Genomic DNA, 25075 nt, shown 5'->3' with positions numbered 1-25075 from the left:
CGATCAAGGGCGCGCTGGGGCGCGAGTGGGGCGGGTGGGGCCGGAAACGGGCGCGCCCACCGTCGCGCGCCGGGAGGGCGCGGAGGTGGGCGCGTCGGTGGTGCGGAAGGTCAGACGCGGGCGCGGCGGGCCAGGCGCTCCGGGTCGAGGATGATGACGCTCTTGCCGTCCAGTCGCAGCCAGCCGCGGGAGGCGAAGTCGGCCAGGGCCTTGTTCACCGTCTCGCGCGAGGCGCCGACGAGCTGCGCCAGCTCCTCCTGGGTGAGGTCGTGGGTCACTCGGAGCACGCCGCCGTCGCGGGTGCCGAAGCGGCCCGCCATCTGCAGCAGGTTCTTGGCGACGCGGCCGGGCACGTCGGTGAAGATGAGGTCGGCGAGCGCGTCGTTGGTGCGGCGCAGGCGGCGGGCGAGCACCCGCAGCAGCTGCTCGGCGATCTCGGGCCGGTTGTTCAGCCACGGGCGCAGGGCCTGCTTGCGCAGCCGCGCCAGGCGCACATCGGTCACCGCGGTGGCGGTGGCGGTGCGCGGGCCGGGGTCGAACAGGGACAGCTCGCCGAGCATGTCCGAGGGCCCCATCACGGAGACGAGGTTCTGCCGGCCGTCGGCGGCGCGTCGGCCCAACTTGATCTTGCCGGAGAGTACGATATAGAGGCTGTCCCCTGGCTCGCCCTCGTTGAACACGATCTCGCCCTTGCGGATCTCGATCGTTTCCATCTCACGAGCAAGTGCCTCGGCGGCCTCAGGGTCGACACCCTGGAAGATCCCGCTCCGAGCCAGCACCTCGTCCATCGCCTACCTCCATCGACGCGGATCGTGGGCATACCGTGGATTAACTCGTCGCTACACGTACGCCGCGCGAGGTCAGTCTAGGCGCACGCAGGTGGCAACCGGACGCCAACCCCCGTAATCCTGCGACCTCGGCCGGTGCCGGTCGTGGCACCGGGCGGGTAGAGTGCCCGGCGATGTCCATACACCCCCTGAGCCGCCCCGATACCCCCGCATCGTCCGCTGAAACGCCGCCCCGTTCCATCATGGACCGGGTGTTCGGATCGCTTCGCGCGCGTCCGGGGGTCTCCGCCGCGGGCGCGATCGTGCTCCTTGTCACAGTGGTCGGCCTCGGCTTCTCCGCCCTGACCTCGCCGGCCGACGCGGTCTCGGCGCAGTGGCACGCGCCCGAGGGCGCCGCCGTCGTGCCGACGGAGGCGCCGGTCGAGCCCACCGCGGCCCCGGCGGCCAACGCCATCAGTATGTCCGCGACCGGCGACATCATCATGGGCGACGCGCCGCAGGATCTTCCGCCGAACGGCGGCAAGGGATACTTCGACAAGATCAAGCCGTTGCTGCCGGCCGATCTGGTGATGGGCAACCTGGAGCAGCCGATCACGGACGAGACCGGCACCGGCAAGTGTCCGGCGCCCAAGCCGGGCGAGCCGGTCAACTGCCACCAGTTCCGGGTGCCGCCGTCCTACGCCAAGCACCTGGTGGACGCCGGGTTCGACCTGCTCAACACGGCCAACAACCACAGCCGTGACTACGGCTCGGCCGGGTTCACCAACACCCAGCGGGCGCTGGACGCCGCCGGGCTCAAGCACACCGGGGCCACGAACCAGATCACCGTCGTGGACGTCAAGGGTGTGAAGGTCGCGGTGCTGGGCTTCTCCTCGTACGCGGGGAACAACAGCCTGCTCAACCTGACCTCCGCCAAGAAGGTCGTGGCGAAGGCCGCCGAGCAGGCCGACCTGGTCGTGGTGCAGGTGCACATGGGCGCTGAGGGCGCGGACAAGAGCCACGTCCGGCCGGGCACCGAGAACTTCCTCGGCGAGAACCGGGGCAATCCGCACGCGTTCTCCCGCGCCGTGATCGACGCGGGCGCTGACCTGATCATCGGGCACGGGCCGCACGTGGTGCGCGGCATGGAGTTCTACAAGGGCCGGCTGATCGCGTACAGCCTGGGCAACTTCGCCGGCGGCGGCCAGCTGCGCGGCGAGGGCCGCCTGGGCTGGGGCGGCGTGCTGAAGGTGACCCTGAACCCGGACGGCAGCTTCGTCTCCGGGCAGTTCCACTCCACGATCTTCAGCGGCGCGCACGGCATCCCGGTGCCCGACACCAAGGAGCGCGCGCTCGGCCTGGTCAGGCAGATGACCAAGGAAGACTTCGGCAAGAGCGGCGCGGTGCTGAGCGCGGACGGGGCGATCGCGGCACCCGCGACGTAGGCTCTCTGCCGTGGTTACGGTGACGGGCGAGACCGACCTGGCGCGCAAGCGCCGGGTCCGGCGGATGGCGCGCGAACTCGCCGTCATCCATCCGGACGCGCACTGCGAGCTGGACTTCACCAACCCGCTGGAGCTGGCCGTCGCCACCATCCTGTCGGCGCAGACCACCGACGTACGCGTCAACCTGACCACTCCGGCCCTGTTCGCGAAGTACCGCACCGCCGCCGACTACGCCGCGGCGGACCGCGTCGAGCTGGAGGAGATGCTCCGCCCGACCGGCTTCTTCCGGAACAAGGCGGCCTCGTTGATGGGCCTCGGCCAGCAGCTCGTGGACCGCTTCGGCGGCGAGGTGCCGCGTACGCTGGCGCAACTCGTGACGCTGCCGGGCATCGGCCGCAAGACGGCCAACGTGGTCCTCGGCAACGCGTTCGGCGTGCCGGGCATCACCGTGGACACCCACTTCAAGCGGCTCGTGAACCGCTGGGCGTGGGTCGACGAGTCCGACGAGGTGAAGATCGAGCACACCGTGGGCGCCCTGGTCGAGAAGCGCGACTGGACGATGCTGTCGCACCGGGTGATCTTCCACGGCCGCCGGGTCTGCCACGCCCGCAAACCCGCCTGCGGTGCGTGCCCGCTGGCCCCGATGTGCCCGTCGTACGGCATCGGCCCGGTCGATCCCGCCGAGGCGGTCAAGCTGCTCAAGGGCCCGCGTACCGCCGAGATCGCCGCTCTCGCAGGAGTCGCCGCATGACCCCGCACCCCCACACCGCCCGTCGCGCGGGCCGTAGTCAGGCCGTACTTTCCGAGAAACTGCGCCTACCGTCCCGCCGTGAACCGCACTTTCCCCGAAAGAGCGCGCTGACGGCGGCTGCCGCCGTGTTGTTGCTGGCGGGGTGTGGCGGGTCGGGTGCGGAAGCGCCGGATGAGGTGGTGCCGCGGCCGTTCGCGGCCTGCGCCCCGTTCACCGGCGGCGGGAGCACCGGGCAGTCGCCTGGCGCGAGCCCGGCCGCCTCCTCGCCTGCGGCCGTGCCGTCGTCCTCGGCCGTGCAGGGCGCGGTCCTGCCGACGACCGGACCCGAGGGCCCGATCGCGACCCTGCCGAGCAGCGCCGCGCCGAAGCCGAGCGGCGCGCCCGCCGGCGGCCCGGCCCGCCGGGACGCCCGGACGATCACGCTGCCCGACCTGGCTCTGGAGTGCATGGCCGGCGGCGAGCCCGTGCGCCTGTCCACGCTGCGTGGACCCCTCGTGATCAACCTGTGGGCTTCCTGGTGTGCGCCGTGCCGGAAGGAGCTGCCCGCGTTCCAGCGGCTGGCCGACAGCGGCCGGGTGCCGGTGCTCGGCGTCGTCACCGAGGACTCCCGCGACGCCGCGGCCTGGCTCGCCGACGAACTCAAGGTGAGCCTGCCGAGCGTGTACGACCGCTCCGGCGCGCTCAAGGCCGCCGCCGGGGAGATGGCCCTGCCGCTCACGCTGTTCGTGGCCGCGGACGGCCGCACGACCGTCTACCGCGACGTCGCGCTGACCGACCAGACCCTGGCCCAACTGGTCGAGCAGCACTTCGGCCGCACGTGAGCGCGCGGCGAGGACGAGGAATGAGCGGGCCCTGCGAGCGGTTCGGCGGGCTGGAGGATGCCGCCGACGAGCGGAGCGGGGAGAGGGCATGAGCGAGCCTTGCGGGCGAATCGGCAGGGTCGGTGACGCCGCCGGCGAGCGGAGCGAGGAGAAGGCATGACCGAGGTGGTCACCGGGCAGCCGCCGGCGTGGTTCGAGCCGCTGCTGACCCGGGTACGTGCCGCGCGTGCCGTGGACTTCACCCGCATCCCGACGCCCGACGAGGGCGGCCGGCCCGCCGCCGTGCTCATCCTGCTGGCCGAGGGCGAGCAGGGCCCGGACGTGTTGATCATGCAGCGGTCCGCGACCCTGCGCAACCACGCCGGCCAGCCGGCCTTCCCCGGCGGCGCGGTCGAGCCCGAGGACGCCGACCTGACCGCGACCGCGCTGCGCGAGGCGAACGAGGAGGTCGGGCTGGACCCGGCCAGCGTCACCGTGCTGGCGCAGCTGCCCACGCTGTGGATTCCGGTCACCGACTTCCTGGTCACCCCCGTGCTCGCCTGGTGGCACACGCCGCACCCGGTCGGCGCGCACGATCCGCGCGAGGTGGCGCACGTGGCGCGGCTGCCGCTGGCCGAACTCGCCGATCCGGCCCACCGGTTGCGGGTGCGCCACTCCAGCGGGTGGATCGGGCCGGCGTTCCAGGCGCGCGGCATGCTCGTCTGGGGCTTCACCGCGGGGGTGCTGTCCACGCTGCTCGAACTCGGCGGCTGGGCGCGGCCCTGGCCCACCGACCGCATCGAGGCCCTGCCGACCCCGCCCGCCACGCTTAGTGGCACCGCCGATGTCCCTTCCGTAGGCTGAACCGATGTCGGTCGTCGACGGTGTCCTGATCCTGCTGCTGCTGCTCTTCGGTGTGAGCGGTTACCGGCAGGGCTTCGTGGTGGGCGTGCTCTCGTTCATCGGGTTCTTCGGGGGCGCCCTGATCGGCCTCCAGCTCGGCCCGCTGCTGGCCGGGCTGCTCACCGACCCGGTGCTCAAGCTCGTGGTGTCGCTCATCGCGGTGTTCGGCCTGGCCGTGCTGGGCCAGTCGCTGGCCGGCTGGGGCGGTGGCAAGCTCCGGCGGGCGATCACGAACCGGGCCGGGCAGACCGTCGACGACCTGGGCGGCGCGGTGGTGTCCGTGCTCGCCGTGTCCCTGGTGGCCTGGTTGGTCGCGGTGCCACTGAGCGACGCCGCGCAGCCGTGGCTGGCCAAGGCGGTGCGCAACAGCAGCCTGCTGTCGGCGATCGACTCGGTGATGCCGGGCGAGGCGAAGACGCTGACCGAGGCGCTGCGCGACACCGTCGACACGAACGGCTTCCCCGAGGTCTTCGGCGACCTGGTGCCGACCCAGGTCAAGGAGGTGCCCGCGCCGGATCCGAAGCTGGCCGGGTCGCAGGTCGTGCTGAACGCGAAGAAGTCCGTGGTGAAGGTGCTGGGCAGCGCGCCGAGCTGCAGCCGCCGCATCGAGGGTTCCGGCTTCGTGTTCGCCGACGAGCACGTGATGACGAACGCGCACGTGGTGGCGGGCACGAAGTCGATCCGGATCGAGCTGAACGGGGCCCGGCTGTCCGGCAAGGTCGTCGTGTACGACCCGGAGCGCGACCTCGCCGTGATCCACGTGCCGTCGCTGAACGCGCCGGTGATGCGCTTCGCGAACTCGCCCGCCAAGTCCGGCGCGGACGCGATCGTGCTGGGCTTCCCGCTGGACGGGCCGTACAACGCGCAGTCCGCCCGGGTGCGCGACGTCGGCGACATCACCGGCCCGGACATCTACGAGGACGGCACCGTCACCCGCGAGGTGTACACCATCCGGGGCCTCGTGCGCAGCGGCAACTCGGGCGGCCCCCTGGTCGCGAAGGACGGCACCGTGCTCGGCGTGATCTTCGCGGCGGCCGCCGACGACCCGAACGTCGGCTACGCGGTCACCGCCGAGGAGGCGTCCACGATCGCGCTGATGGGCCGCAACCGCACCGGCGAGGTCGGCACCGGCAAGTGCGCCTGAGCGTCAACGGCCGTCGAGCCGGCTCGATCTGAGGTCGGCGCGGCGCAGCGCGGTGATCGCGCCGCCCGCGAGGGCGACGACCCCGACCAGCGCGAGGTTCAGCCCGCCGCGCTCGCGGCGGGGCAGCGCCTCCGCGGCGGCGGAGGGCGACGTGACCGGCGAGGCAGTGGCGCCGGCCTGGGCCGGCGCGGTGCCGAAGCCCGCCTTTCCCGGCCGCGGCGCGTTGTCCAGCGAGTTCGTCCGGACCGGAGCCACCTCGGCGGTGAGCGCGGCGACCGGGTCGACCAGGCCGAAGCCGAAACTGTCGTCGCGGCCGGCCGGCCCGAGGTCCTGCGCGGTCGTGATCAGGCGCTGCACCACCTCGGCGGCGGGCATGTCCGGCCAGCGCGAGCGCACCAGCGCCGCGGTCGCGGAGACCAGCGGCGCGGCGAAACTGGTGCCCTGCACCTTCCAGTAGCCGCCGGGCCGCGCGCCGACCAGGTCGGTGCCGGGCGCGGACAGCACGGCCTCCGCGCCGGTGAGCGAGCCCTGCCAGAGCCGGTGCTGGTCGCCCGGGGCGATCGCGGTGACGGCGAGCACTCCCGGCTCCCGGGCCGGATACCAGATCTCGGTGGGTCCGCCGGTGCTCACGTTGCCGACGCAGGCGACCACGACGACGTCCTTGTCGAACGCGTAGTCGATGGCCTCGGCCAGCGCGTCGCTGGCGGAGCCGCCGCCCAGGGACAGGTTGATCACGTCCGCGCCGTGGTCGACGGCCCACCGCACGCCCTCGGCGACGACCCGGGCGTCGTCGTACTTGTTGCCCTCGTCGAGCACGCGCACCGGCAGGATCTTCGCCTTCGGCGCGAGGCCGACGACCCCGCGGCCGTCGTCGGCGCGGCCCGCGATCAGCGCGGCGACGGTGGTGCCGTGGCCGACCGGGTCGTCACGGCCGTCGCCGGAGCTGTCCACCAGGTCCAGCCCGCTGAGCACCTGGCCGTTCAGATCGGGGTGTTCCCCGACGCCGGAGTCGACCACCGCGACGGTGGTGTTCGCGCCGTCGGACAGCTGCCAGGCCCGCGCGGCGCGCAGGGTGTTCAGCTGCCACTGGTCGTCCGCGGTGCCGGCGCGGGACGCGCGCTGCTCCGCGGCCGCGGCCCGCACCTGCGCGACGTCGGACGCGGGCGGCTCCTGCGGCGTGGTCGCGGCGATGCTGCCCAGCGCGGCCAGGGCCAGTGCCCCCACGACACGTAGCAGCGCCGTCGCATCTCTTCGCGGCACGGCGCTGACCAGTCGGGGCGTCCGGAATCTGGGCACAGTTCCGCCATTCTCACACGGGTTCCCGCGCGGAGAAAGAATTGCCGCCCGTCTTGCTGGTGCCGGGTCAGGCCGCCCAGCCCTGGATCATTCCGTACAGGCCGAGCACCCAGGCCGCCACCGGCACCACCGACACGACGACCAGCAGATCGAACAGGTCCGCGGCGCGGCCGACGTACGGCGACGGGGCCTTGCGGGACCAGGTCTGCCCGGCCAGCACGATGACCATGGCCAGCACGACGGCGCCGACCGCGAAGAATGCCCGAGTGCTGCCGTCGGACAGCCACACGGCCGCGCCGAGCAGCAGCAGGTGGCCGAACAGGCCCGCGGCGACCAGCGGCACCCGCTGGCGCACCGTCACGAACAGGCGCGAGCGCAGCAGCAGCGCGGTCGCGCACACCGCGACGAGCACCCGGCCCGCGGTGCCGCCCGAGGTGACCAGGATCAGGCCGGCTGCCGCCATCAGCACGGCGTACCCGATCAGCATGCCGGTGAGCAGCTCCTCCGAGCGGGCCACGGCGGCGAACACGCGGGAGCGGTCGGGCAGGTCGGTGGCGGCGCCACGGGCCGCGGGCACCGTCGCGAAGGCGTTCTCGCCGTCGGCCGGGCGCGGCGGGGTCACCGAGGGCACCGGCACCTTGCCGAAGCGGATGGCCAGCACCGGCACCAGGCCGATGCCGCAGACCAGGGCGCTGACCAGGACGGCGGCCGCCCCGGCCGCGCCGAGCCCGGCCAGCAGGGCGGTCAGCGCGCCGAGCAGGCCGGCCGTGCCACCCGCGGTGAACACGCGCAGGCCGTGTCCCACGCCCGCCGCGCCGAGCATCGCGAACAGCAGCACCGCCACGCAGCCGACCAGCAGCTGCGCCTCGCCGAGCCAGGACGGCAGTCCGGGCGCGCCCGCGCTGTCCGCGCCGCCGAGCACCAGCGCGCCACCGGCGAAGGCGTACGGCAGCGCGAAGCCCGCCAGGGCGCTGCCGGTGACGCCGTCCCCGTACGCCCGGGACGCCAGCACGCCGCCGACCAGCAGCAGCACCGCGACGGTCAGCGCGAGGTAACCGCCCGGCGTCCACTGCGGACCGCCGTGCACCAGTGCCAGCACGCCCGCCACCAGCAGCACGCCCGCGCCGACCAGGGTGGCCATGCGGGTCGCCGCGGGGCTCCACACCGTGCCGCGGCGGCGCGCGCCCTCGGCGATCGCCTCGACGACGTCGTCGTACTCCAGCTCCGGCCACTGCTCCTGGGCCGGGACGAGGTGCAGGATCTCACCGTCGCGTACCGACTGCTGCTGCAGTGACATGGTCTCGGTCAGCGGGCTGCCGTCGGCGCGGCGCAGCACCCAGCCACCGTGCTGCTCACCGTCGTCGGCGAGGCCGACCCCGGCGTGGCGCAGCAGATCCGGCAGCAGATCCACGACTGTCACCTGCTCAGGCAGCGCCACGTCGACGCGGCGCTGCGGTGTGTGCAGCGTGATGCGGGCAAGGCCGGTGGGGGACGCGGTCGTGGCGGCGGGGTAGCTCACCCGGTACGTCTACCACGTCGCGCCGCAGCGCGTCATCCCGTGCCGTTCCCGCGCACGGGCGCAGAAGTGCGGCATGGCCTAGCATGGCGGGCGTCGTGCCCGCGAGAGCGGCCGCTCGGTGTCATCCTGCAGCGAAGCGTAAGGATGACACCGATTAAGGCCGCGGCAGCGGGCACGCCATGACTCCGTCGGCCGTCTTGGGGAGGGCGTCGCAATGGGTACGGTCATCGTCAAGCGCGCACCTCGGCGGCCCGCGCCCGAGATTCCGGGCGGGGAGCTCGTCATCGATGCGCCGCCGGAGATCCCGCAGGCCGCGGGCGGTCGCTGGCAGCAGGCCATGATGATCCTGCCGATGCTGGGCAGCGGTCTGGGCATGGCGATGATGGTCGGCCGCGGCAACGGCGACAAGATGTCCTATCTGGCCGGTGGCATGATGGGCGTGTCCAGCCTCGGCATGATCGCCGCGAGCCTGATGAACGGCGCGGGCCAGCCGAAGAAGGCCGAGATGATGGCGGCCCGCCGCGAATACCTGCGCCACCTGGCCGGGCTGCGCCGCCGCGCCCGCCAGGCCGTGCAGCAGCAGCGCACCGGCCTGTTCTACCGCCACCCCGACCCGCAGCGGCTGTGGTCCACGGTGGACAGCTTCCGGCTCTGGGAGCGCCGCTCGCACGACCCCGACTTCGGCATCGTGCGCGTGGGCATCGGCCCGCAGTCGCTGGCCACCCCGCTGCTGCCGCCGGAGACCCGGCCGCTGGAGGAGCTGGAGCCGATGACGGCCGGGGCGCTGCGGCGCTTCCTGGACGCGTACTCGGTGGTCCCGGACCTGCCGGTGGCGCTGTCGATGCGCGGCTTCGGCCGGGTGTTCCTGCGCGGCGACGGCGCGGCACCGCGCAACGACGGCATGTACGCCAGCAGCACGGCCACCAGCGGTTTCGCCGGCGACCACCGCGACGGCGGCGACGTGCACGGGCTGACCCGGGCGATGCTCGCGCAGCTGGCCGTGTTCCACGCGCCCGACGATCTGATCATCGCGATCTGCGGCTCCTCCTACCGCCGCGAGGCGTGGGACTGGGCCAAGTGGCTGCCGCACCACCAGCACCCGAGCCGGGTGGACGCGCTCGGCCCGGTCCGGCTGTTCGCCACCTCCGCCCAGGAGATGGAGGGCCTGCTCGCCGAGGTGCTGGCCGGCCGGGCGCGGTTCGGCGCGGGCGAGGGCGCGCCGCACGTCGTCGTCGTGCTCGACGGCGCGGACATGGCCGGGGCGGGGCAGCTCGCCGTGCCCGAGGGCCTGTCCGGCATGACCATCCTGGACCTCGACTCCCCGCCGCCCCGCCTGCTGGAGCGCGGCATGCTCACGCTGGAGGTGCGCGGCCGGGAGCGGGCCCTGCACACCGTCACCGCGGCCTCGGTCGCCGAGGTGGGCGTCGCCGACCGGCTCAGCGTCGTGGAGGCCGAGGCGCTGGCCCGCCGGCTGGCCCCGCTGCGCCTGTCCGCCACGACCATCACCAGCAGCAACGCGATGACGAGCGAGAAGGGCCTGGCCGACCTGCTCGGCATCCCCGACCCGGAGCGCTTCGACGTGGCGTACGGCTGGTCGCCGCGCGCGAGCCGCAACATGCTGCGGGTGCCGCTGGGCGTCGGCCCGGACGGCTCCCCGGTCGAGCTCGACATCAAGGAGTCCGCGCAGGACGGTATGGGCCCGCACGGCCTGCTCGTCGGCGCGACCGGCTCCGGCAAGTCGGAGCTGCTGCGCACCCTGGTGCTCGGCCTGGCCGCCACGCACTCGTCCGAGCAGCTCAACTTCGTGCTGGTCGACTTCAAGGGCGGCGCGACGTTCGCCTCGCTGGACCGGCTGCCGCACACCTCCGCGGTCATCACCAACCTGGAGGGCGAGAGCCACCTGGTCAACCGCATGGGCGACGCGATCACCGGCGAGGTGCTGCGCCGCCAGGAGCTGCTGCGGGCCGCGGGCAACTTCGCCAACCTCAAGGACTACGAGAAGGCCCGCACGGGCGGGGCGGCGCTGGCCCCGCTGGCGTCGCTGTTCATCGTCTGCGACGAGTTCTCCGAGCTGCTCACCGCCAACCCCGACTTCATCGACATCTTCGTGCAGATCGGCCGGGTCGGCCGCTCCATCGGCATCCACCTGCTGCTGGCCAGCCAGCGCCTGGAGGAGGGCCGCCTGCGCGGCCTGGACACGCACCTGTCGTACCGGATCGGTCTGCGCACCTTCTCCGCGATGGAGTCGCGGGCCGTGCTCGGCGTCGGCGACGCGTACGACCTGCCCAAGGCCCCCGGCCACGGTTACCTGAAGTTCGGTTCGGAGCCGCTGCAGCGGTTCAAGGGCGCGTACGTGTCCGGCTCGTTCAAGAAGGCGGGCGAGGCCAAGGCCGCGCGCCGGGTCGACGGCCGCGACCTGGTCTACGACTTCAGCAACCACTTCGTGCCGGTGCCGCAGCGCCCCGCGAACGCCGAGCCCGAGGTCAACTGGGACGTGAAGCCGGGCGAGAGCCTGATGGACGTCATGATCGAGCGCATGGTCGGCCAGGGCCCGCCCGCGCACCAGGTCTGGCTGCCCCCGCTGGACGTCTCCGACCCGCTCGACCTCGCCTTCGGGCAGCTCGGCCTGGTCGAGGGCCGGGGCCTGACGGTCGCCAACCCCGATCTGCGCGGCGCGCTGCGGGTGCCGGTCGCCATCGTCGACAAGCCCGCCCAGCAGCTGCGCGACCTGCAGTGGCTGCGGCTGGCCGACGGCGCGGCCGGGCACGTCGCGATCGTCGGCGCGGGCCAGAGCGGCAAGTCCACCCTGCTGCGCACGTTGATCACCGGTCTGGCGCTGACCCACACGCCGCAGGAGGCGCAGATCTACTGCCTCGACTTCGGCGGCGGCTCGCTCGGCGCGCTGCGCGACCTGCCGCATGTCGGCGGTGTCGCCGGCCGGCAGGACGCGCTGATGGTCCGGCGCACCGTCAGCGAGGTCTCCCAGCTGCTCAACATGCGTGAGACCCGCTTCGCCGAGCAGGGCATCGAGTCCATGGCGGCGTACCGGCGGCTGCGCGCGGCGGGGCGGTTCACCGACGACCCGTACGGCGACGTGTTCCTGGTCGTCGACGGCTGGAGCACGCTCAAGGAGAGCTACGAGGACCTGGACCCGGTCATCACCGACTTCGCGACCCGCGGTCTGGCCTACGGCGTGCACGTCGTGGCCACGTCGCTGCGCTGGCGCGACTTCCGGGCCAACATCCAGGACCAGTTCGGCAGCAAGATCGAGCTGCGGCTGGGCGATCCCGGCGACACCATCTGCCGGGTACGCAAGATCGCGCCGCAGGTGCCGCAGCGCCCCGGCTTCGGCCTCACCCCCGACGGCCTGTTCACCCTCGCGCTGCGCCCCGACGTGGACGCCCTCGGCCACCGCGACGACCTGATCCGGCACATCGCCAAGCACTGGGACGGCATGCCCGCGCCCCGGGTGCGCATGCTGCCCAGCGTGTACGCGTACGAGCGGATGCCGCTGGAGACCGGCGGCGAGTGGACGCTGCCCATCGGCATCGCCGACGACCTCACGCCGGCCACGGTCGACTTCTACGCCGACGTGCACCTCACCGCGTTCGGCGAGAGCGAGAGCGGCAAGTCGACGCTGCTGCGCCAGATCGCCCGCACGATCACCCAGCGGTACACCCCCGACCAGGCCAAGATGATCATCATCGACCCGCGGCGCAGCCTGCTCGGGGCGGTGACCACCGAACACCAGCTCGCGTACATCAGCAACCTGTCCCAGATCCGCGACTACATCGAGGCGATCCGGGTCCGGATGGAGGAGCGGCGGCCGCCCGACGGCACCCGCCCGCAGGACATGCCGCTGCGCCCCTGGCTGGCCGGGCGCGGCGAGTTCTTCCTCATCATCGACGACTACGACGTGGTCGTCTCCGGCGGCGGCCACCCGATCGAGCCGCTGGCCGACTTCCTGTTCCAGGCCCGCGACGTCGGCCTGCACCTGATCTCGGCGGCCAACGCGAACTGGGGCGGCAGCCGGTCCAGCTACGACGCGGCGCTGTCGCGCCTGGCCGCGGCGAACGCGCCGTACCTGATGCTGTCGGCCGAGAACATCGTCAGCGCGCCGTTCGGCAGCCGGATGAAGTACGACCGCATGCCGCCCGGCCGCGGCCGCCTCATCACCCGCCGCGGCTCGCGGCTCGTCCAGCTTGCCGAGCTGCCCGCGTTCTGATCAGACACAACACGCCGAAGGGGCGCGGCCGGAGAATCCTCCGCCACGCCCCTTCGACATGTCCGGCCTCAGTGGCCGCCGTTCTCCTTGGCGCGCTCGTACGAGCGCACGATCTCCGCCTCGGCCTCGGTACGGCCGACCCAGGTCGCGCCCTCGACGCTCTTGCCGGGTTCGAGGTCCTTGTAGACCTCGAAGAAGTGCTGGATCTCCAGCCGGTCGAACTCGGCCACGTGATGGATGTCACGCAGGTGCTCCAGGCGCGGGTCGTCGGCCGGCACGCAGAGGACCTTGTCGTCGCCGCCCTTCTCGTCACGCATGCGGAACATGCCGATCGCGCGGCACTTGATCAGGCAACCGGGGAAAGTCGGCTCCTGTACCAGCACCAGCGCGTCGAGCGGGTCGCCGTCCTCGCCGAGGGTGTTCTCGATGAACCCGTAGTCGGCGGGGTACTGCGTGGAGGTGAACAGGGTGCGATCCAGCCGGATCCGCCCGGTTTCGTGGTCGACCTCGTACTTGTTGCGCTGCCCCTTGGGGATCTCAACCGTGACGTCGAAATCCATTTCACACTCCCATTGGCCTGTAAGTTCGCCGACGTTGGCGAATTTTAGTTAGTCTCGCCTGGCTGGTTCGGGGCATCGGAGGAGGGCCGCTTTGGGGAGGCAAGGTTCACACTACGGTGCCGAACCCGCAGATGCCGCGGGTTCGCCGTCCGGCCCGCCGGGCGAGTGGGTGTGGAACGGGCAGGAATGGGTCTGGCAGCTCCACACCGGTTATCCACAGGCCACGGACCAGGGAAGCAGCGGGTATCCACCGGCTTATCCACAGAGCGCAAGCCCCCGACCGGGTGCTTATCCACAGGATGTGCACAGCTCTCCCCAGGACCGCCAGCCCTACGGCGGCCGTCCACAGGACACGCCACCCGGTAATCCACAGGCTTACGGCTCCGCCCGTCCACAGGTCTACGGCAGCCCGCAGGCCCCGGCCGCGCCCGGCTACGGCTCGGCGCAGGTTCCCCAGGGCCAGGGCCAGGGTCAGTACGGCCAGGCAGCGCAGGGCCAGTACGGCTCCGCCCAGGTCCCGCAGGGCCAGTACGGCTCCGCCCAGGTCCCACAGGGTCAGTACGGCTCCGCTCAGATGCCGCAGGGTCAAGCCGGGCCAGGCTACGGCTCCGCCCAAGTCCCGCAGGGTCAAGCCGGACCGGGCTACGGCTCCGCCCAGGTCCCGTCGGGTCAGCACGGTGCTGCCCCGGGTCCGCAAGGCCCGGGAGCGGCGTTCGGTGCCGGCGGTCCGACCCGTCCCGGTGAGTACGGCCGGCCCGCCGGTCAGAGCGAGCCCGAGCCGTCCGGTCCCAAGGCGAAGCCCCGTAAGCGCCGTAAGGGCGTGCTCGTGACCGTGCTGACGCTGGTCGTCGCGCTGGGCGCCGGGCTGGCCGGGGTCGCCGTGCTCAAGCCCGACCTGATGTCGAACCTGCTGGACGCGCCCGACTGGCAGTCGCCGAGCGCGGCTCCGCCCGCTGAGCCGGCGGCGGCGCCCGTGCTCGCCGCCATGACCGACGCCCCGGTGCCGGACGCGGCGGCGCTCAAGAAGCTTCTCGACCCGCTGGTGATCAGCTCGCCGCTGGGCAGCAGCGTCAGCGCCTCGGTGGTCGACGTCACCACGGGCGAGGTCCTCTACGAGCGCGCCCCCACCGAGATGATCACTCCGGCGTCGAACACGAAGCTCGTCACGGCGGCCGCGGTGCTCTCCACGCGCGGCCCCGACTACCGGATCACCACCCGGGTGGTGGCCGGGGCGAACCCCGGCGAGGTCGTGCTGATCGGCGCGGGCGACGCCACGCTCGGTGTGACCGCCAAGAAGTTCTACGAGGGCGCGGCGCAGCTCGACGATCTCGCGGCGCAGGTCAAGAAGGCGATGGGGGATGCCCCGATCACCAAGGTGATCACCGACGGGAGCCTGTTCACCGGCCCGGTCGCGTCGCCCGACTGGCCGTCGGACACCCTCGGCGAGGGCACCGTCTCCCGGATCACCGCGGTGATGATCAACGGTACGCGTTCCAACCTCAAGCAACGCGTGATGCCGTTCACGTGGTACAGCGATCCTGAACGCGCCGCCGGTGACGCCTTCGCGAAGCTGCTCGGGGTGACCGGAAGCGCCAAGGGCAAGGCGCCCGCGACGACGGCCACCGGCTCCACGGCCCCGTCACCGCAGGGCAGCGCGGCCGCGGCCGGGCCGCCCGCGCCGGGCACGGAGCTGGGCTCGGTGCGGTCCGCGCCGCTGCTGCGCCAGGTAGAGCAGATGCTGACCGAGAGCGACAACACGCTGGCCGAGGCGCTGGCGCGCCAGGTCGCGCTGGCCAAGGGCCAGCCCGCCTCGTTCGCCGGAGCCGCCGCCGCGATGGAGCAGGTGGTGACCGAGCTCGGGCTCGACGCCACGCAGGCCGACCTGCTGGACGGCTCCGGCATGTCGCCCAAGAACAAGATCTCGCCGAAGGTGCTGACCGACCTGCTGGTCAAGGCTGGGGGCGGCACCGACTCGCACCTGTCCGACTTCTTCAACGGCCTGCCGGTGGCCGGCTGGTCGGGCACGATGAGCGCGCGCTTCGCCAAGTCGAAGGCGGGGTTCGGCGTGGTGCGGGCCAAGAGCGGTACGCTCAACGGCGTCAACGCGCTGGGCGGTGTCGTGCAGACCGCCGACGGGCGGCTGCTGGCCTTCGCGGTGCTAGCCGACAAGGTGCCGGTCGATCGGGACACCGCCCAGAACGCGCTCGACAAGATCGCCGCAGCGATCGCGGTCTGCGGCTGCCGCTGAGGCTCAGCCGCCGGTCAGCTCACCTGCCCGGCGGCTGACCGCGATTCCGCTGGGCAGCAGCGTCGCGCCCTGCCCGTGCCAGGCTGTGACCAGCGCGTCGAGGGCCGCGACGTGCCGGTGGGTCAGCGCCGCGCGGGGCGCGCCCAGCTCAGCGGCCCAGCCGTGCAGCACGCGGGTACGCAGCGCCGCAGGCAACTCGGCCAGCGCACCGGCGGACAACCCGGCGGGCGTACGGCAGCGGTCCAGGGCTTGTCCGGCCAGCTCGTCGAGCAGGTCGGCGTCCGCGCCCAGCAGGGCCGCGGACCGGGCCAGGTTGGCCACGACACCCTCGCCCAGCGCGGCGACCAGCGCGGGGAGCGCATCGGCCCGCACCCGCGCGCGGGCGTACGAAGGATCGGTGTTGTGCGGGTCCTCCCACGGGACCAGTTCCTGCACCTCGCACGCGGCCCGGCAGGCCGAGCGCGGCACGTCGAGCAGCGGCCGGCTGAACCGGGCCCCGGCGTGCGTCCGGTGCGCCGGCATCCCGGCCAGCCCGCGCGGCCCGGCCCCGCGCGCCAGCGCCAGCAGCACCGTCTCGGCCTGATCGTCGCGGGTGTGTCCGAGCAGGACCGTCGACGCACCGAGCCGCCCGGCCGCCTCGGCCAGCGCCGCGTACCGTGCCTCCCGCGCCGCCGCCTCCGGCCCACCCGCCGCCCCGACCTCGACCGTCGCCACCTCCACCGGATCGAACCCCTGCTCCCGGGCCCACCGCGCGACCTGCCCGGCCCGCTCCGCCGACCCCGCCTGCAACTGATGATCGACAGTCACCAGCCCGACCCGCCACCCCAGCCGCGGCGCCACGAACACCGCCCCCGCCGCCAGCGCCAGCGAATCCGCCCCACCCGAACAAGCCACCACCACCAACGGCCCGGCGGGCCGGGAGGGTCGGGTCGGCCAGGTGGGTGGGGTCGGGAGGGTGGTCAGGGTGTGGCGGATCGCGGTGCGGATGGCGGCGACCGAGGGGGCGAGCCTCATCCCCGGGTGTCGGCGGTGACGACGCGGGTCACCCACGCGTCGGGGTCGGCGATCTCGTCCAGGGTCGGCAGGGTCTGCGGGGAGGTCCAGATCCGGTTCAGGCCGTCCATGCCGACCCGGTCCAGCACCGATTGCACGAAGACCCGGCCCTCGGCGTACTGCCGCATCTTGACGTCGATGCCGAGCAGCCGGCGCAGGTACTGCTCGACCGGGTTGGCGGGGTTGCGGCGGCGGTCGAACGCCGCGCGGATGCTCGCGACGCTCGGGATGACCTGCGGCCCGACGCCGTCCATGACGACCTCGGCGTGGCCCTCCAGCAGGGTCAGCACCGCGGTGAGCCGGTCGAGCACGGCCCGCTGCTCGGGTGTCTGCACGGCCTCCAGCAGCGAGGCCCCGCGGCTGCCCTCGGGCGCGCGGGCGGCCTTGATCGCCGCGCCGAACTGCTGGTATGCCTGGCTGAGCAGATTGGCCGTGGGCGGCTCGGTGGCCTCGATGAAGGCACGCACCTCGCTCAGGAAGTGCCCGCGCAGCCACGGCACGGCGGTGAACTGGGTCCGGTGGGTGACCTCGTGCAGGCACACCCAGAGCCGGAAGTCGCGCGGGTCGGCCTTGATCCGCCGTTCCATGGCGACGATGTTCGGCGCGACCAGCAGCAGCTGCCCCGCTTCCACGGCCCGGCCGGGTTCGGCGGGCGGCGCGGCGAAGACGTCGTACTGGCCGAGGACCTTGCCGGACAGGTAGCCCAGCACCGCCCCGGCCTCCACCCCGGTGACCTTCGCGCCGACCAGGTTGCCGAGGAAGCCGACCTTCTCCTCCAGCTTGTCCGTCAGCGGCGTGATCACCGTACGGAGTCCCTGCACGTTGACGTCGGCCCAGGTGCGCCGGTCGACCACGCGCACCGGGGCGTCCGGCACCTGCGGGGTCATCTTCGTGTACTCCGCGACGTGGCCTATCGCCTCGTCGGCCAGCTGCCGCAGATCGCGTACGACCGCGGTGGCCTGCTCGTAGGTGACCGACGGTCCGGTCGGGCCGAACCGCGCGGCGGTGGTCGAGGCGAGATCCCAGTCCACGAGAGCCATAGCTAGAACCTACTCTCCCGTAGCCAGATCGCCCCGCGGCTCGTGTTTTGATCCAGGGATGCGACAAGCGGTGTACGCGCCCCAGGGAGTGGTGGCCACCAGCCAGCCGCTCGCCGCCCAGGCGGGCCTGGCGATGCTGCGTGAAGGCGGTTCGGCGGTCGACGCGGCGGTGGCGGCGGCGGTCACGCTGACCCAGGTGCAGCCGGGCTCCAACGACATCGGCGGCGACCTGTTCGCCCTGGTCTGGGACGGGAAGCAGCTGCACGGGCTGAACGCCTCCGGCCGCGCCCCGGCGGCGCTCAGCCTGGCCGCGCTGACTGCGGCGGCACACCCGCCCAACGGCGCGCTCGGCGGCGGGCAGGCGCGGGCCGAACTGGCCCCGCCGGCCCGGGGCTGGCTGCCGGTGACCGTGCCGGGCGCCCCGGCCGGCTGGCAGGATCTGCACGCGCGGTTCGGCCGGCTGCCGTTCGAGCGCCTGTTCGCCGACGCGGTGCACTACGCCGAGCAGGGCTGGACGGTGTCGCCGACGGTCGCCCGGCGCTGGGCCGAGTCGGTGGAGATTCAGCGCTTGCTGGCGCACCCGGAGTGCCGGGACTGGGCCGCCGTGTTCGCGCCGGAGGGGCGCGCGCCGCGGGTCGGCGAGCTGTTCCGCAACCCGGGCGCGGGCCGGGCGCTGCGGCTGATCGGCGGCAGCCACGCCGACTCGTTCTACCGGGGCGAGATCGCGCACGCGCTGGCCGCGTACGCGGCGGACACCGGCGGGCTGCTCACCGCCGCCGACCTCGCCGCGCACACCAGCACCTGGGTCGAGCCGGTGAGTACGGACTACCGCGGGCACACCGTGTACGAGATCCCGCCCAACGGGCAGGGGGTGGCCGCGCTGCAGGCGCTCGCGCTGCTCGACGGGTTGCCGCGGCACGGGCTGCACGAGCAGATCGAGGCGATGAAGCTCGGCTTCGCCGACGCGCACGCGTACGTCGCCGACCCGGCCGCGTACCCGATGCCGGACCTGCTCGACCCCGCCTACCTGGCGTCCCGCCGGGCGCTGATCACCGACAGGGCCGGTGACCCGCCGCCCGGGGACCCGATGAAGGGCGGCACCGTCTACCTGGCCGCGGCCGACGCCGACGGCATGATGGTCAGCCTGATCCAGTCGACCTACCAGGGCTTCGGCTCGTTCGTCGTGCTCCCGGAGTACGGCTTCGGCCTGCAGAACCGGGGCGCCGGATTCAGCCTCGACCCGGCTCACCCGAACGTCGCCGCGCCCGGCAAGCGGCCGTTCCACACGATCATCCCCGGCTTCCTGTTCCGCGACGGCGCGCCGCTGGGGCCGTTCGGCGTGATGGGCGGGCACATGCAGCCGCAGGGCCACCTGCAACTGGTGCTGGCGACGGTCGACGACGATCTCGGCCCGCAGGAGGCGCTGACCCGCCCGCGCTGGTACTGGCACACCGAACGGCAGGTCGAGGTCGAGCCGGAGTTCGACCCGGCCCTGATCGAGGACCTGCGCGCCCGCGGCCACGAGGTCACCGTCGCCACCGACCGCGGCACGTTCGGTATGGGCCAGGCCATCTGGCGTATCCCCGGCGGCTACGTCGCCGGCTCCGAACCCCGCGCCGACGGCCAAGCGGCGGCCTACTGAGAGCAGGTCCGGGGGCGCTGCGTCATGTCCCGGCCCTACGCGTGGTCGTTGACGCCCATGTGAAGATGGCGACTTTTGTCCGGATTAGTTGTGGGCTCGCCCTGGTGGCGGGTGGTGCGGTGATACCGGCGGGCAGCGGCGCGGCCGCGCCGAGCGGCCCGCAGAAACTCCAACCGGCGTCCCGCGCCACGGCCGGGCGGGCACCCACCAGCCGGCTCGCGAAGACCGACCGCAGCCTGCTCGACCGCACCGACGGCGAGCGCATCCCGGTCCTGGTCAAGCTCGACCACGACCCGGTCGCCAGCTACACCGGCGGGGTGCCGGGCCTGGCCGCGACCAGCCCGGCGGCCACCGGCACCCGGCTGGGCGGCGGCGACGCCGAACGTGCCTACGAGCAGTACCTGTCCCAGCGCGAGGACCTGTTCACCTCGGCGCTCGCCGCGAAGCTGCCCTCGGCGCAGGTCGGCCAGCGGCTGCGCACCGTGTACGGCGGGGTGGCGCTGACCCTGCCCGCCAACGAGGTCAAGAAGCTGCTCGCGGTAGACGGTGTGGTGGCGGTGCAGCGCGACGAGCTGCGCGAGCCGCTGACCGACTCGTCCAGCTCCTTCATCGGCGCTGACGTGCTGCAGAGCGGCGCGGGCGCGAACGGCGCGCCGACCAGCCAGGCCGGGAAGGGCGTCGTGGTCGGCGTCCTGGACACCGGCGCGTGGCCGGAGCACCCGTCCTTCGCCGACCAGGGCGTGCTCGCCGCGCCGCCGGCCAAGACGGACGGCACGGCGCGCCGCTGCGACTTCGGCGACAACCCGCTGACGCCCGGCAGGGACGTGTTCCGCTGCAACAACAAGCTGATCGGCGGCGCGGCGTTCCTGAAGGGCTACCTGTCGGCGTTCCCGGACGAGACGTACAAGTCGGCTCGCGACAGCGACGGGCACGGCACGCACACCGCGTCGACGGCCGCGGGCAACGTGCTGGCCTCGGCGAAGGTGTTCGGGGTCGAGCGGGGGCCGGTGCACGGCGTCTCCCCGGGCTCGTGGGTCAGCGTCTACAAGGTCTGCGGCGAGAACGGCTGCATGTCGTCGGACTCGGCGGCCGCGGTGGCGCAGGCGGTGCGCGACGGCGTCGACGTCGTCAACTTCTCCATCTCCGGCGGCACCGACCCGTTCAGCGACCCGGTCGAGATGGCCTTCCTCGACGCGTACGCGGCGGGGGTCTTCGTGGCCGCCTCGGCGGGCAACTCGGGCCCGGACGCCGGCACGGTCAACCACCTGTCCCCCTGGGTGACCACGGTGGCCGCCTCCAGCCAGCGCCGCGAGTTCAGCGCCGGCCTGACCCTGCAGGCCGGGGCCGCGACCAAGCAGCTGAGCGGGGCCTCGCTGACCGCGGGCGCCGGGCCGGCTCCGGTGGTGCGGGCCGGTGACGTGCCCGGCTACAAGGGCGGCATGGGCTGCGCCAAGTCGGCGAAGAAGGGCCTGTTCACCGGCAAGATCGTCGTCTGCGAGCGCGGCGTCAACCCCCGGGTCGAGAAGGGCTGGAACGTACGCGAGGGCGGTGCCGTCGGCATGATCCTCTACAACCCGACCCTGCAGGACGTGGAGACCGACAACCACTGGCTACCCACCGTGCACCTGGCCGACGCGGCGGTGCTGGAGTTCCTCGACGCGAACACCGATGTGACGGCAACGATCACCGCCGGGCAGGCCAGCCCCGGCACCGGCGACGTGATGGCGGCGTTCTCCTCCCGGGGCCCCGGCGGCCTCGCCCTCAAGCCCGACCTGACCGCACCCGGCGTGCAGATCCTGGCCGGACACACGCCGACCCCGGACGCCACCGCGGGCGGCCCCGCCGGCGAGCTGTTCCAGGCCATCGCGGGCACCTCCATGTCGTCGCCGCACGTCGCCGGCGCGGCCGCGCTGCTGGCCTCGCGGCACCCGGGCTGGACCCCGGGCGAGCTCAAGTCGGCCCTGATGACCACCGCGGTGACCGAGGTGACCAAGGAGGACGGCAAGACCCCGGCCGGGCCGCACGAGATGGGCGCGGGCCGGATCGCGGTGGACCGCGCCGACCGGGTCACGCTGACCGTGTCGGACTCCGCTACCCGCATGATGACGCTGGCCGGTGACGAGGTGCGCGCCGTCGACCTCAACCTGCCGTCGATCAACGCGCCGATCATGCCGGGCCGGCTGTCCACCGTGCGCACGCTGCGCAACATGACCGACCGGACCATGACGTACGCCGTCGCGGCCACCGCGCCCGCGGACAGCTCGATCAGCGTCCCGGCGGCGGTCACCGTGCCCGCGCGGGGAGCCGCGCCGCTGCCGGTGACGATCTACTCCCGCTCGGCCGCCGAGGCCTACCTGTCCGGCGAGATCCGGCTGACCCCGGCCGACGGCGGCCCGGCTTTGCACCTGCCGGTCGCCTTCCAGCCGGCCCAGGGCCAGGTGACGCTGGCCAGCACCTGCACCGCGAAGAAGGTGACGCTGACCCGCACCGCGCAGTGCACGGTGACGGCCGCCAACACCGGATTCGACGACGCGGCGGTCGACCTGACCACGCGGCTGGACCCGGCGCTCGCCGTCACCGGCGTCGACGGCGGGGCCACGGTGGACGGCCCGCGCGAGGTCAGCCACGACACCACGCTGCGCGGCATCGAGCCGGGCACCCCGGACGTCGCGCAGCTGGACGACCGGGTGTGGCAGCCGCTGGACGTCACGCCCGACCCGATCGGCGACGAGGAGATGATCACCTACGACGTGCCCGGGTTCGGCTACGCCGGCCAGACGTACCAGCGCATCGGCGTGGTCTCCAACGGCTACCTCGTCGTCGGTGGCGGCACCACCCAGGACATCCGCTTCGAACCGCCAGCCGTCGACGGCACGCGGGCTCCCGACGCGGGCCGCCCCAACAACGTGCTCGCCCCGTACTGGGCCGACATGGACGGCTCGAAGGCCGACGGCGTGCGCGTGGCCACCGTCGAGGGCGGCGGCGTCGAATGGATCGTGGTGGAGTGGCGGGTGAACCGCTTCGGCACCACCGACACCCAGCGCTTCCAGGTCTGGCTGGGCGCCGGCGAGAACGAGGACATCCGGTTCGCGTACGACGCCAAGGACCTGCCCGGCGGTGCGAAGGTGTTCGCGGTCGGCGCGGAGAACGCGCTCGGCAAGGGCACGCTGCGCACCGAGAAGCCCGGCCCCGACCTGCGCGTCCAGAGCACCGGCGGGCACCCGGGCGGCGTGGCGTCGTACACCGTGCAGCTGCGCGGCGTCATGCCCTCCGACGCCCGCGTCACCACTAGCATGACCAGCCCGGAGGTGCCGGGCACCACGGTGGTGCGTACCCGGATTCCGGTGGTCGCCCCCTGAAAGCCCTGCTCCGAGGGCCGAGATGATGGGAAGGGCACCTTCTGCAACGCATGGCGTTGTGAAGGTGCCCTTCCTTCGTGTCCGCGTTGAGCGGGTGCGGGGGAGTCCTTCAGCGGGTGCGGAAGGTGTGGCGGTAGTCGGCCGGGGTGGTGTCGAGGCGGCGGCGGAAGTGGTGGCGCAGGGTCGCCGAGTCGCCGAAGCCGGCCCGGGTCGCCACCGACTCGACGCTCAGGTCGGTCTCCTCCAGCAGCCGCCTGGCCAGCAGCAGCCGCTGATGCGTGAGCCAGTCGTGCGGCGTCGCCCCGGTCTCCGCCCGGAACCGGCGCGCGAACGTACGCGGCGCCATGTGCGTACGCGCCGCCAGATCGTCCACGGTCAGCGGCTCGTCCAGGTGCGTGACCAGCCACTCCAGCAGCGGCTGCAGGGTGTCGCAGTCGACCTGCTCCGGGATCGGCGCCTCGATGAACTGCGACTGCCCGCCCGCCCGGTGCGGCGGCACCACCATCCGCCGGGCCAGCTTCGTCGCCACCGCCGCCCCCTGCACCTGCCGCACCAGATGCAGGCACGCGTCGATCCCCGCCGCCGTCCCCGCGCTGGTGATCACCCGCCCGTCCTGCACGTACAGCTCGTTCGGCGACACCAGCGCCGTCGGATACCGCTCGGCCAGCAGCGCCGCGTGCTTCCAGTGCGTCGTGCATCGCCGCCCGTCCAGCAGCCCCGCCTGCCCCAGCAGGAACGCCCCCGAACACACCGACATGATCCACGCTCCCCGCTCGGCCGCCGCCACCAGCGCCTCCACCGCCGCCGGCGGCACCTCCGACGTCAGCGGATGAGCAGGAACAGCCACCAGATCAGCGCTCGCCAGCGGCCCCAGACCCGCATCCGGCACGATCCCGAACCCCGACCGAGTCCGCAACGGCCCGCCATCCGGACTGCACACCGAGAACTCGTACGTCGGAAACCCATCAGCACTGCGATCGGTCCCGAACACCTCGCACAGCACCCCGAGCTCGAACGGCGCGATCTCGTCCAACCCGAGCACGGCCACGCGATACAGCGACATGTGACTCACGCTACTCGATGAATGGCAGAAATTCGAGGGACCCTGGCATCCCTGCCACTGTCCCACCCGAACCGGACACGCCACACTTAATTCACACCGGTGCGCACCACCCCAAACCACTCCAAACGGTGAGGCCGTCATGGGACAGTTCATCTTCCTACTAGCGTTCCTACTGGTCACCGGCGTCGCAGGCCAGCTCGGGATGATCGTCACCAATTCCGACCCCGACGTGCGCCAGAGGCCCTCCATCCGGCAGTCTTGACCACATGGGCTGGTACGACGCGGACATAGACCGTGTGATCATCACTGAAGAGGAACTCCGCGGTAAGACCGCCGAGCTCGCCAAGCAGGTCGCCGCCGACTACGCGTCGGTAGACGGCCTGCTTCTCGTTTGCGTCCTCAAGGGCGCGGTCATGTTCATGGCCGACTTCTCCCGCGAACTCGGCAAGATCGGCGGCCCCCCCGTCGAACTCGAGTTCATGGCCGTCTCCTCATACGGCCAGGGCACCACGTCCTCGGGCGTCGTACGCATCCTCAAGGACCTCGACCGCGACATCGCAGGCAAGCACGTGATCGTCGTCGAGGACATCGTCGACTCGGGTCTGACTCTCTCCTGGCTCCTCAAGTACCTGGAGTCGCGTTCGGCGAAGTCGGTCGACGTCGTGGCGCTGTTCCGGAAGCCTGAGGCGATCAAGGTGCCGGTGCCGGTGAAGTACGTGGGGTTCGACATTCCTACGGAGTTCGTCGTCGGGTACGGGCTGGACTATGCGGAGCGGTATCGCGAGGTGCCGTATGTCGGGATTCTCAAGCCTGAGGTTTATCAGCGCTGATTCGTGCGTGGTTGCGCTCCGCAGGGGGTGCCGCCGGGTTCGCTGGGGGCCGCCAAGAACGGGCGGCCCTTTACGCTCACTCCGGCGGCACCCCCTGCTCCGCTCCGGTAGGGGTGGTTGCGGTGGGTGGGTTCGTGCGGGTTTTTTAGGTTCTGCCAAGTCAGTTACGCCCCACACTTGGCTACTACCTGGCCCCACAGTCACCACCCGTGTTTTGAAGGACCGTCATGTGGGGCGTTACTCGTGGGGCGCAAGCGAGTCGCCGCGGTCTCCCCGGGAGCCGTCACGGGGTTACTCGGGTGGCCTGGTTACCGCTGTCGCCTCTCCCTTATCTGTGGAGCGTTCTGTAGTGGTTGTGCGGAGCGGGGTGGGGGTCGGGGGCGCGTAAAGGGCCGCCCGCTCTTGGCGGCCCAGCGCCCCCGACCCCCCC

General features: G+C 72.7%; 17 protein-coding genes. 10 read left to right on the top strand and 7 right to left on the bottom strand.

Annotated features, from left to right (window positions below; all coding sequences use genetic code 11):
• Positions 1-110 precede the first annotated feature (110 nt).
• Positions 111-788, bottom strand: a complete 678-nt coding sequence (locus Cco03nite_RS38455; protein ID WP_120317442.1) for a Crp/Fnr family transcriptional regulator — start codon at positions 786-788, stop codon at positions 111-113.
• Positions 789-1030: 242 nt separating this feature from the next.
• Between Cco03nite_RS38455 and Cco03nite_RS38450 the strand changes: the two genes are divergently transcribed.
• From Cco03nite_RS38450 to Cco03nite_RS38430, 5 genes are all read left to right on the top strand, one after another.
• Positions 1031-2212 carry a CapA family protein gene (locus Cco03nite_RS38450; protein ID WP_203698961.1) on the top strand — a complete coding sequence of 394 codons (1182 nt, stop codon included), beginning with the start codon at positions 1031-1033 and terminating at the stop codon, positions 2210-2212.
• A gap of 10 nt (positions 2213-2222) precedes the next feature.
• A complete protein-coding gene (gene nth / locus Cco03nite_RS38445) occupies positions 2223-2963 on the top strand; it encodes an endonuclease III (RefSeq protein WP_239168004.1) in 741 nt (246 codons plus the stop codon).
• A 179-nt stretch (positions 2964-3142) separates the two neighbouring features.
• Positions 3143-3784 (top strand): TlpA family protein disulfide reductase, encoded by a 642-nt coding sequence (locus Cco03nite_RS38440; RefSeq protein WP_203698960.1) that lies wholly within the window; start codon positions 3143-3145, stop codon positions 3782-3784.
• Between the two features lie 156 nt (positions 3785-3940).
• Positions 3941-4627 (top strand): NUDIX hydrolase, encoded by a 687-nt coding sequence (locus Cco03nite_RS38435; protein WP_203698959.1) that lies wholly within the window; start codon positions 3941-3943, stop codon positions 4625-4627.
• Between the two features lie 4 nt (positions 4628-4631).
• Positions 4632-5810 (top strand): MarP family serine protease, encoded by a 1179-nt coding sequence (locus tag Cco03nite_RS38430; protein ID WP_203698958.1) that lies wholly within the window; start codon positions 4632-4634, stop codon positions 5808-5810.
• A 3-nt stretch (positions 5811-5813) separates the two neighbouring features.
• Here Cco03nite_RS38430 and mycP read toward each other — a convergent pair whose 3' ends face one another.
• Both mycP and eccD read right to left on the bottom strand, forming a co-directional pair.
• Positions 5814-7070: a type VII secretion-associated serine protease mycosin gene (gene mycP / locus Cco03nite_RS38425; protein ID WP_239168003.1), complete on the bottom strand. Its 1257-nt coding sequence runs from the start codon at positions 7068-7070 to the stop codon at positions 5814-5816.
• A gap of 103 nt (positions 7071-7173) precedes the next feature.
• Complete coding sequence (gene eccD, locus Cco03nite_RS38420; protein ID WP_203698957.1) at positions 7174-8625, bottom strand: type VII secretion integral membrane protein EccD; 1452 nt, start codon at positions 8623-8625, stop codon at positions 7174-7176.
• A 214-nt stretch (positions 8626-8839) separates the two neighbouring features.
• Between eccD and eccCa the strand changes: the two genes are divergently transcribed.
• Positions 8840-12850 carry a type VII secretion protein EccCa gene (eccCa, locus tag Cco03nite_RS38415; protein ID WP_203698956.1) on the top strand — a complete coding sequence of 1337 codons (4011 nt, stop codon included), beginning with the start codon at positions 8840-8842 and terminating at the stop codon, positions 12848-12850.
• Between the two features lie 68 nt (positions 12851-12918).
• Here the strand turns inward: eccCa and Cco03nite_RS38410 are convergent, their stop codons facing one another.
• Positions 12919-13410, bottom strand: coding sequence for an inorganic diphosphatase (locus tag Cco03nite_RS38410; protein ID WP_203698955.1), 492 nt, complete (start codon positions 13408-13410; stop codon positions 12919-12921).
• Positions 13411-13711: 301 nt separating this feature from the next.
• Here Cco03nite_RS38410 and dacB point away from each other — a divergent pair, with 301 nt between their 5' ends.
• Positions 13712-15658 carry a D-alanyl-D-alanine carboxypeptidase/D-alanyl-D-alanine endopeptidase gene (gene dacB, locus Cco03nite_RS38405; RefSeq protein ID WP_239168002.1) on the top strand — a complete coding sequence of 649 codons (1947 nt, stop codon included), beginning with the start codon at positions 13712-13714 and terminating at the stop codon, positions 15656-15658.
• A gap of 3 nt (positions 15659-15661) precedes the next feature.
• Here the strand turns inward: dacB and tilS are convergent, their stop codons facing one another.
• Together tilS and Cco03nite_RS38395 are read right to left on the bottom strand one after the other, a co-directional pair.
• Positions 15662-16672 (bottom strand): tRNA lysidine(34) synthetase TilS, encoded by a 1011-nt coding sequence (gene tilS, locus Cco03nite_RS38400; protein WP_203698954.1) that lies wholly within the window; start codon positions 16670-16672, stop codon positions 15662-15664.
• Positions 16669-17751: an Rv3626c family coenzyme F420 biosynthesis-associated protein gene (locus tag Cco03nite_RS38395; RefSeq protein WP_203698953.1), complete on the bottom strand. Its 1083-nt coding sequence runs from the start codon at positions 17749-17751 to the stop codon at positions 16669-16671. The genes tilS and Cco03nite_RS38395 overlap by 4 nt, the downstream gene beginning before the upstream one ends.
• 58 nt (positions 17752-17809) lie before the next feature.
• On the opposite strand from Cco03nite_RS38395, the gene Cco03nite_RS38390 reads away from it, so the two are divergent.
• Together Cco03nite_RS38390 and Cco03nite_RS38385 are read left to right on the top strand one after the other, a co-directional pair.
• The gene (locus Cco03nite_RS38390) at positions 17810-19393 is read left to right on the top strand and encodes a gamma-glutamyltransferase family protein (RefSeq protein WP_203698952.1); all 1584 of its coding nucleotides are present in this window, start codon (positions 17810-17812) and stop codon (positions 19391-19393) included.
• A 65-nt stretch (positions 19394-19458) separates the two neighbouring features.
• A complete protein-coding gene (locus Cco03nite_RS38385) occupies positions 19459-22752 on the top strand; it encodes a S8 family serine peptidase (RefSeq protein ID WP_203698951.1) in 3294 nt (1097 codons plus the stop codon).
• A gap of 109 nt (positions 22753-22861) precedes the next feature.
• Here Cco03nite_RS38385 and Cco03nite_RS38380 read toward each other — a convergent pair whose 3' ends face one another.
• Positions 22862-23815 carry a GlxA family transcriptional regulator gene (locus Cco03nite_RS38380; RefSeq protein WP_203698950.1) on the bottom strand — a complete coding sequence of 318 codons (954 nt, stop codon included), beginning with the start codon at positions 23813-23815 and terminating at the stop codon, positions 22862-22864.
• A gap of 266 nt (positions 23816-24081) precedes the next feature.
• Between Cco03nite_RS38380 and hpt the strand changes: the two genes are divergently transcribed.
• A complete protein-coding gene (hpt, locus tag Cco03nite_RS38375; RefSeq protein ID WP_203698949.1) occupies positions 24082-24645 on the top strand; it encodes a hypoxanthine phosphoribosyltransferase in 564 nt (187 codons plus the stop codon).
• Positions 24646-25075: the final 430 nt, after the last annotated feature.

It is taken from the genome of Catellatospora coxensis (assembly GCF_016862635.1).
Lineage (GTDB): Bacteria > Actinomycetota > Actinomycetes > Mycobacteriales > Micromonosporaceae > Catellatospora > Catellatospora coxensis.
Note: the sequence above shows the minus strand (reverse complement) of the source record. Positions and strands in the feature narration are given on the sequence as shown.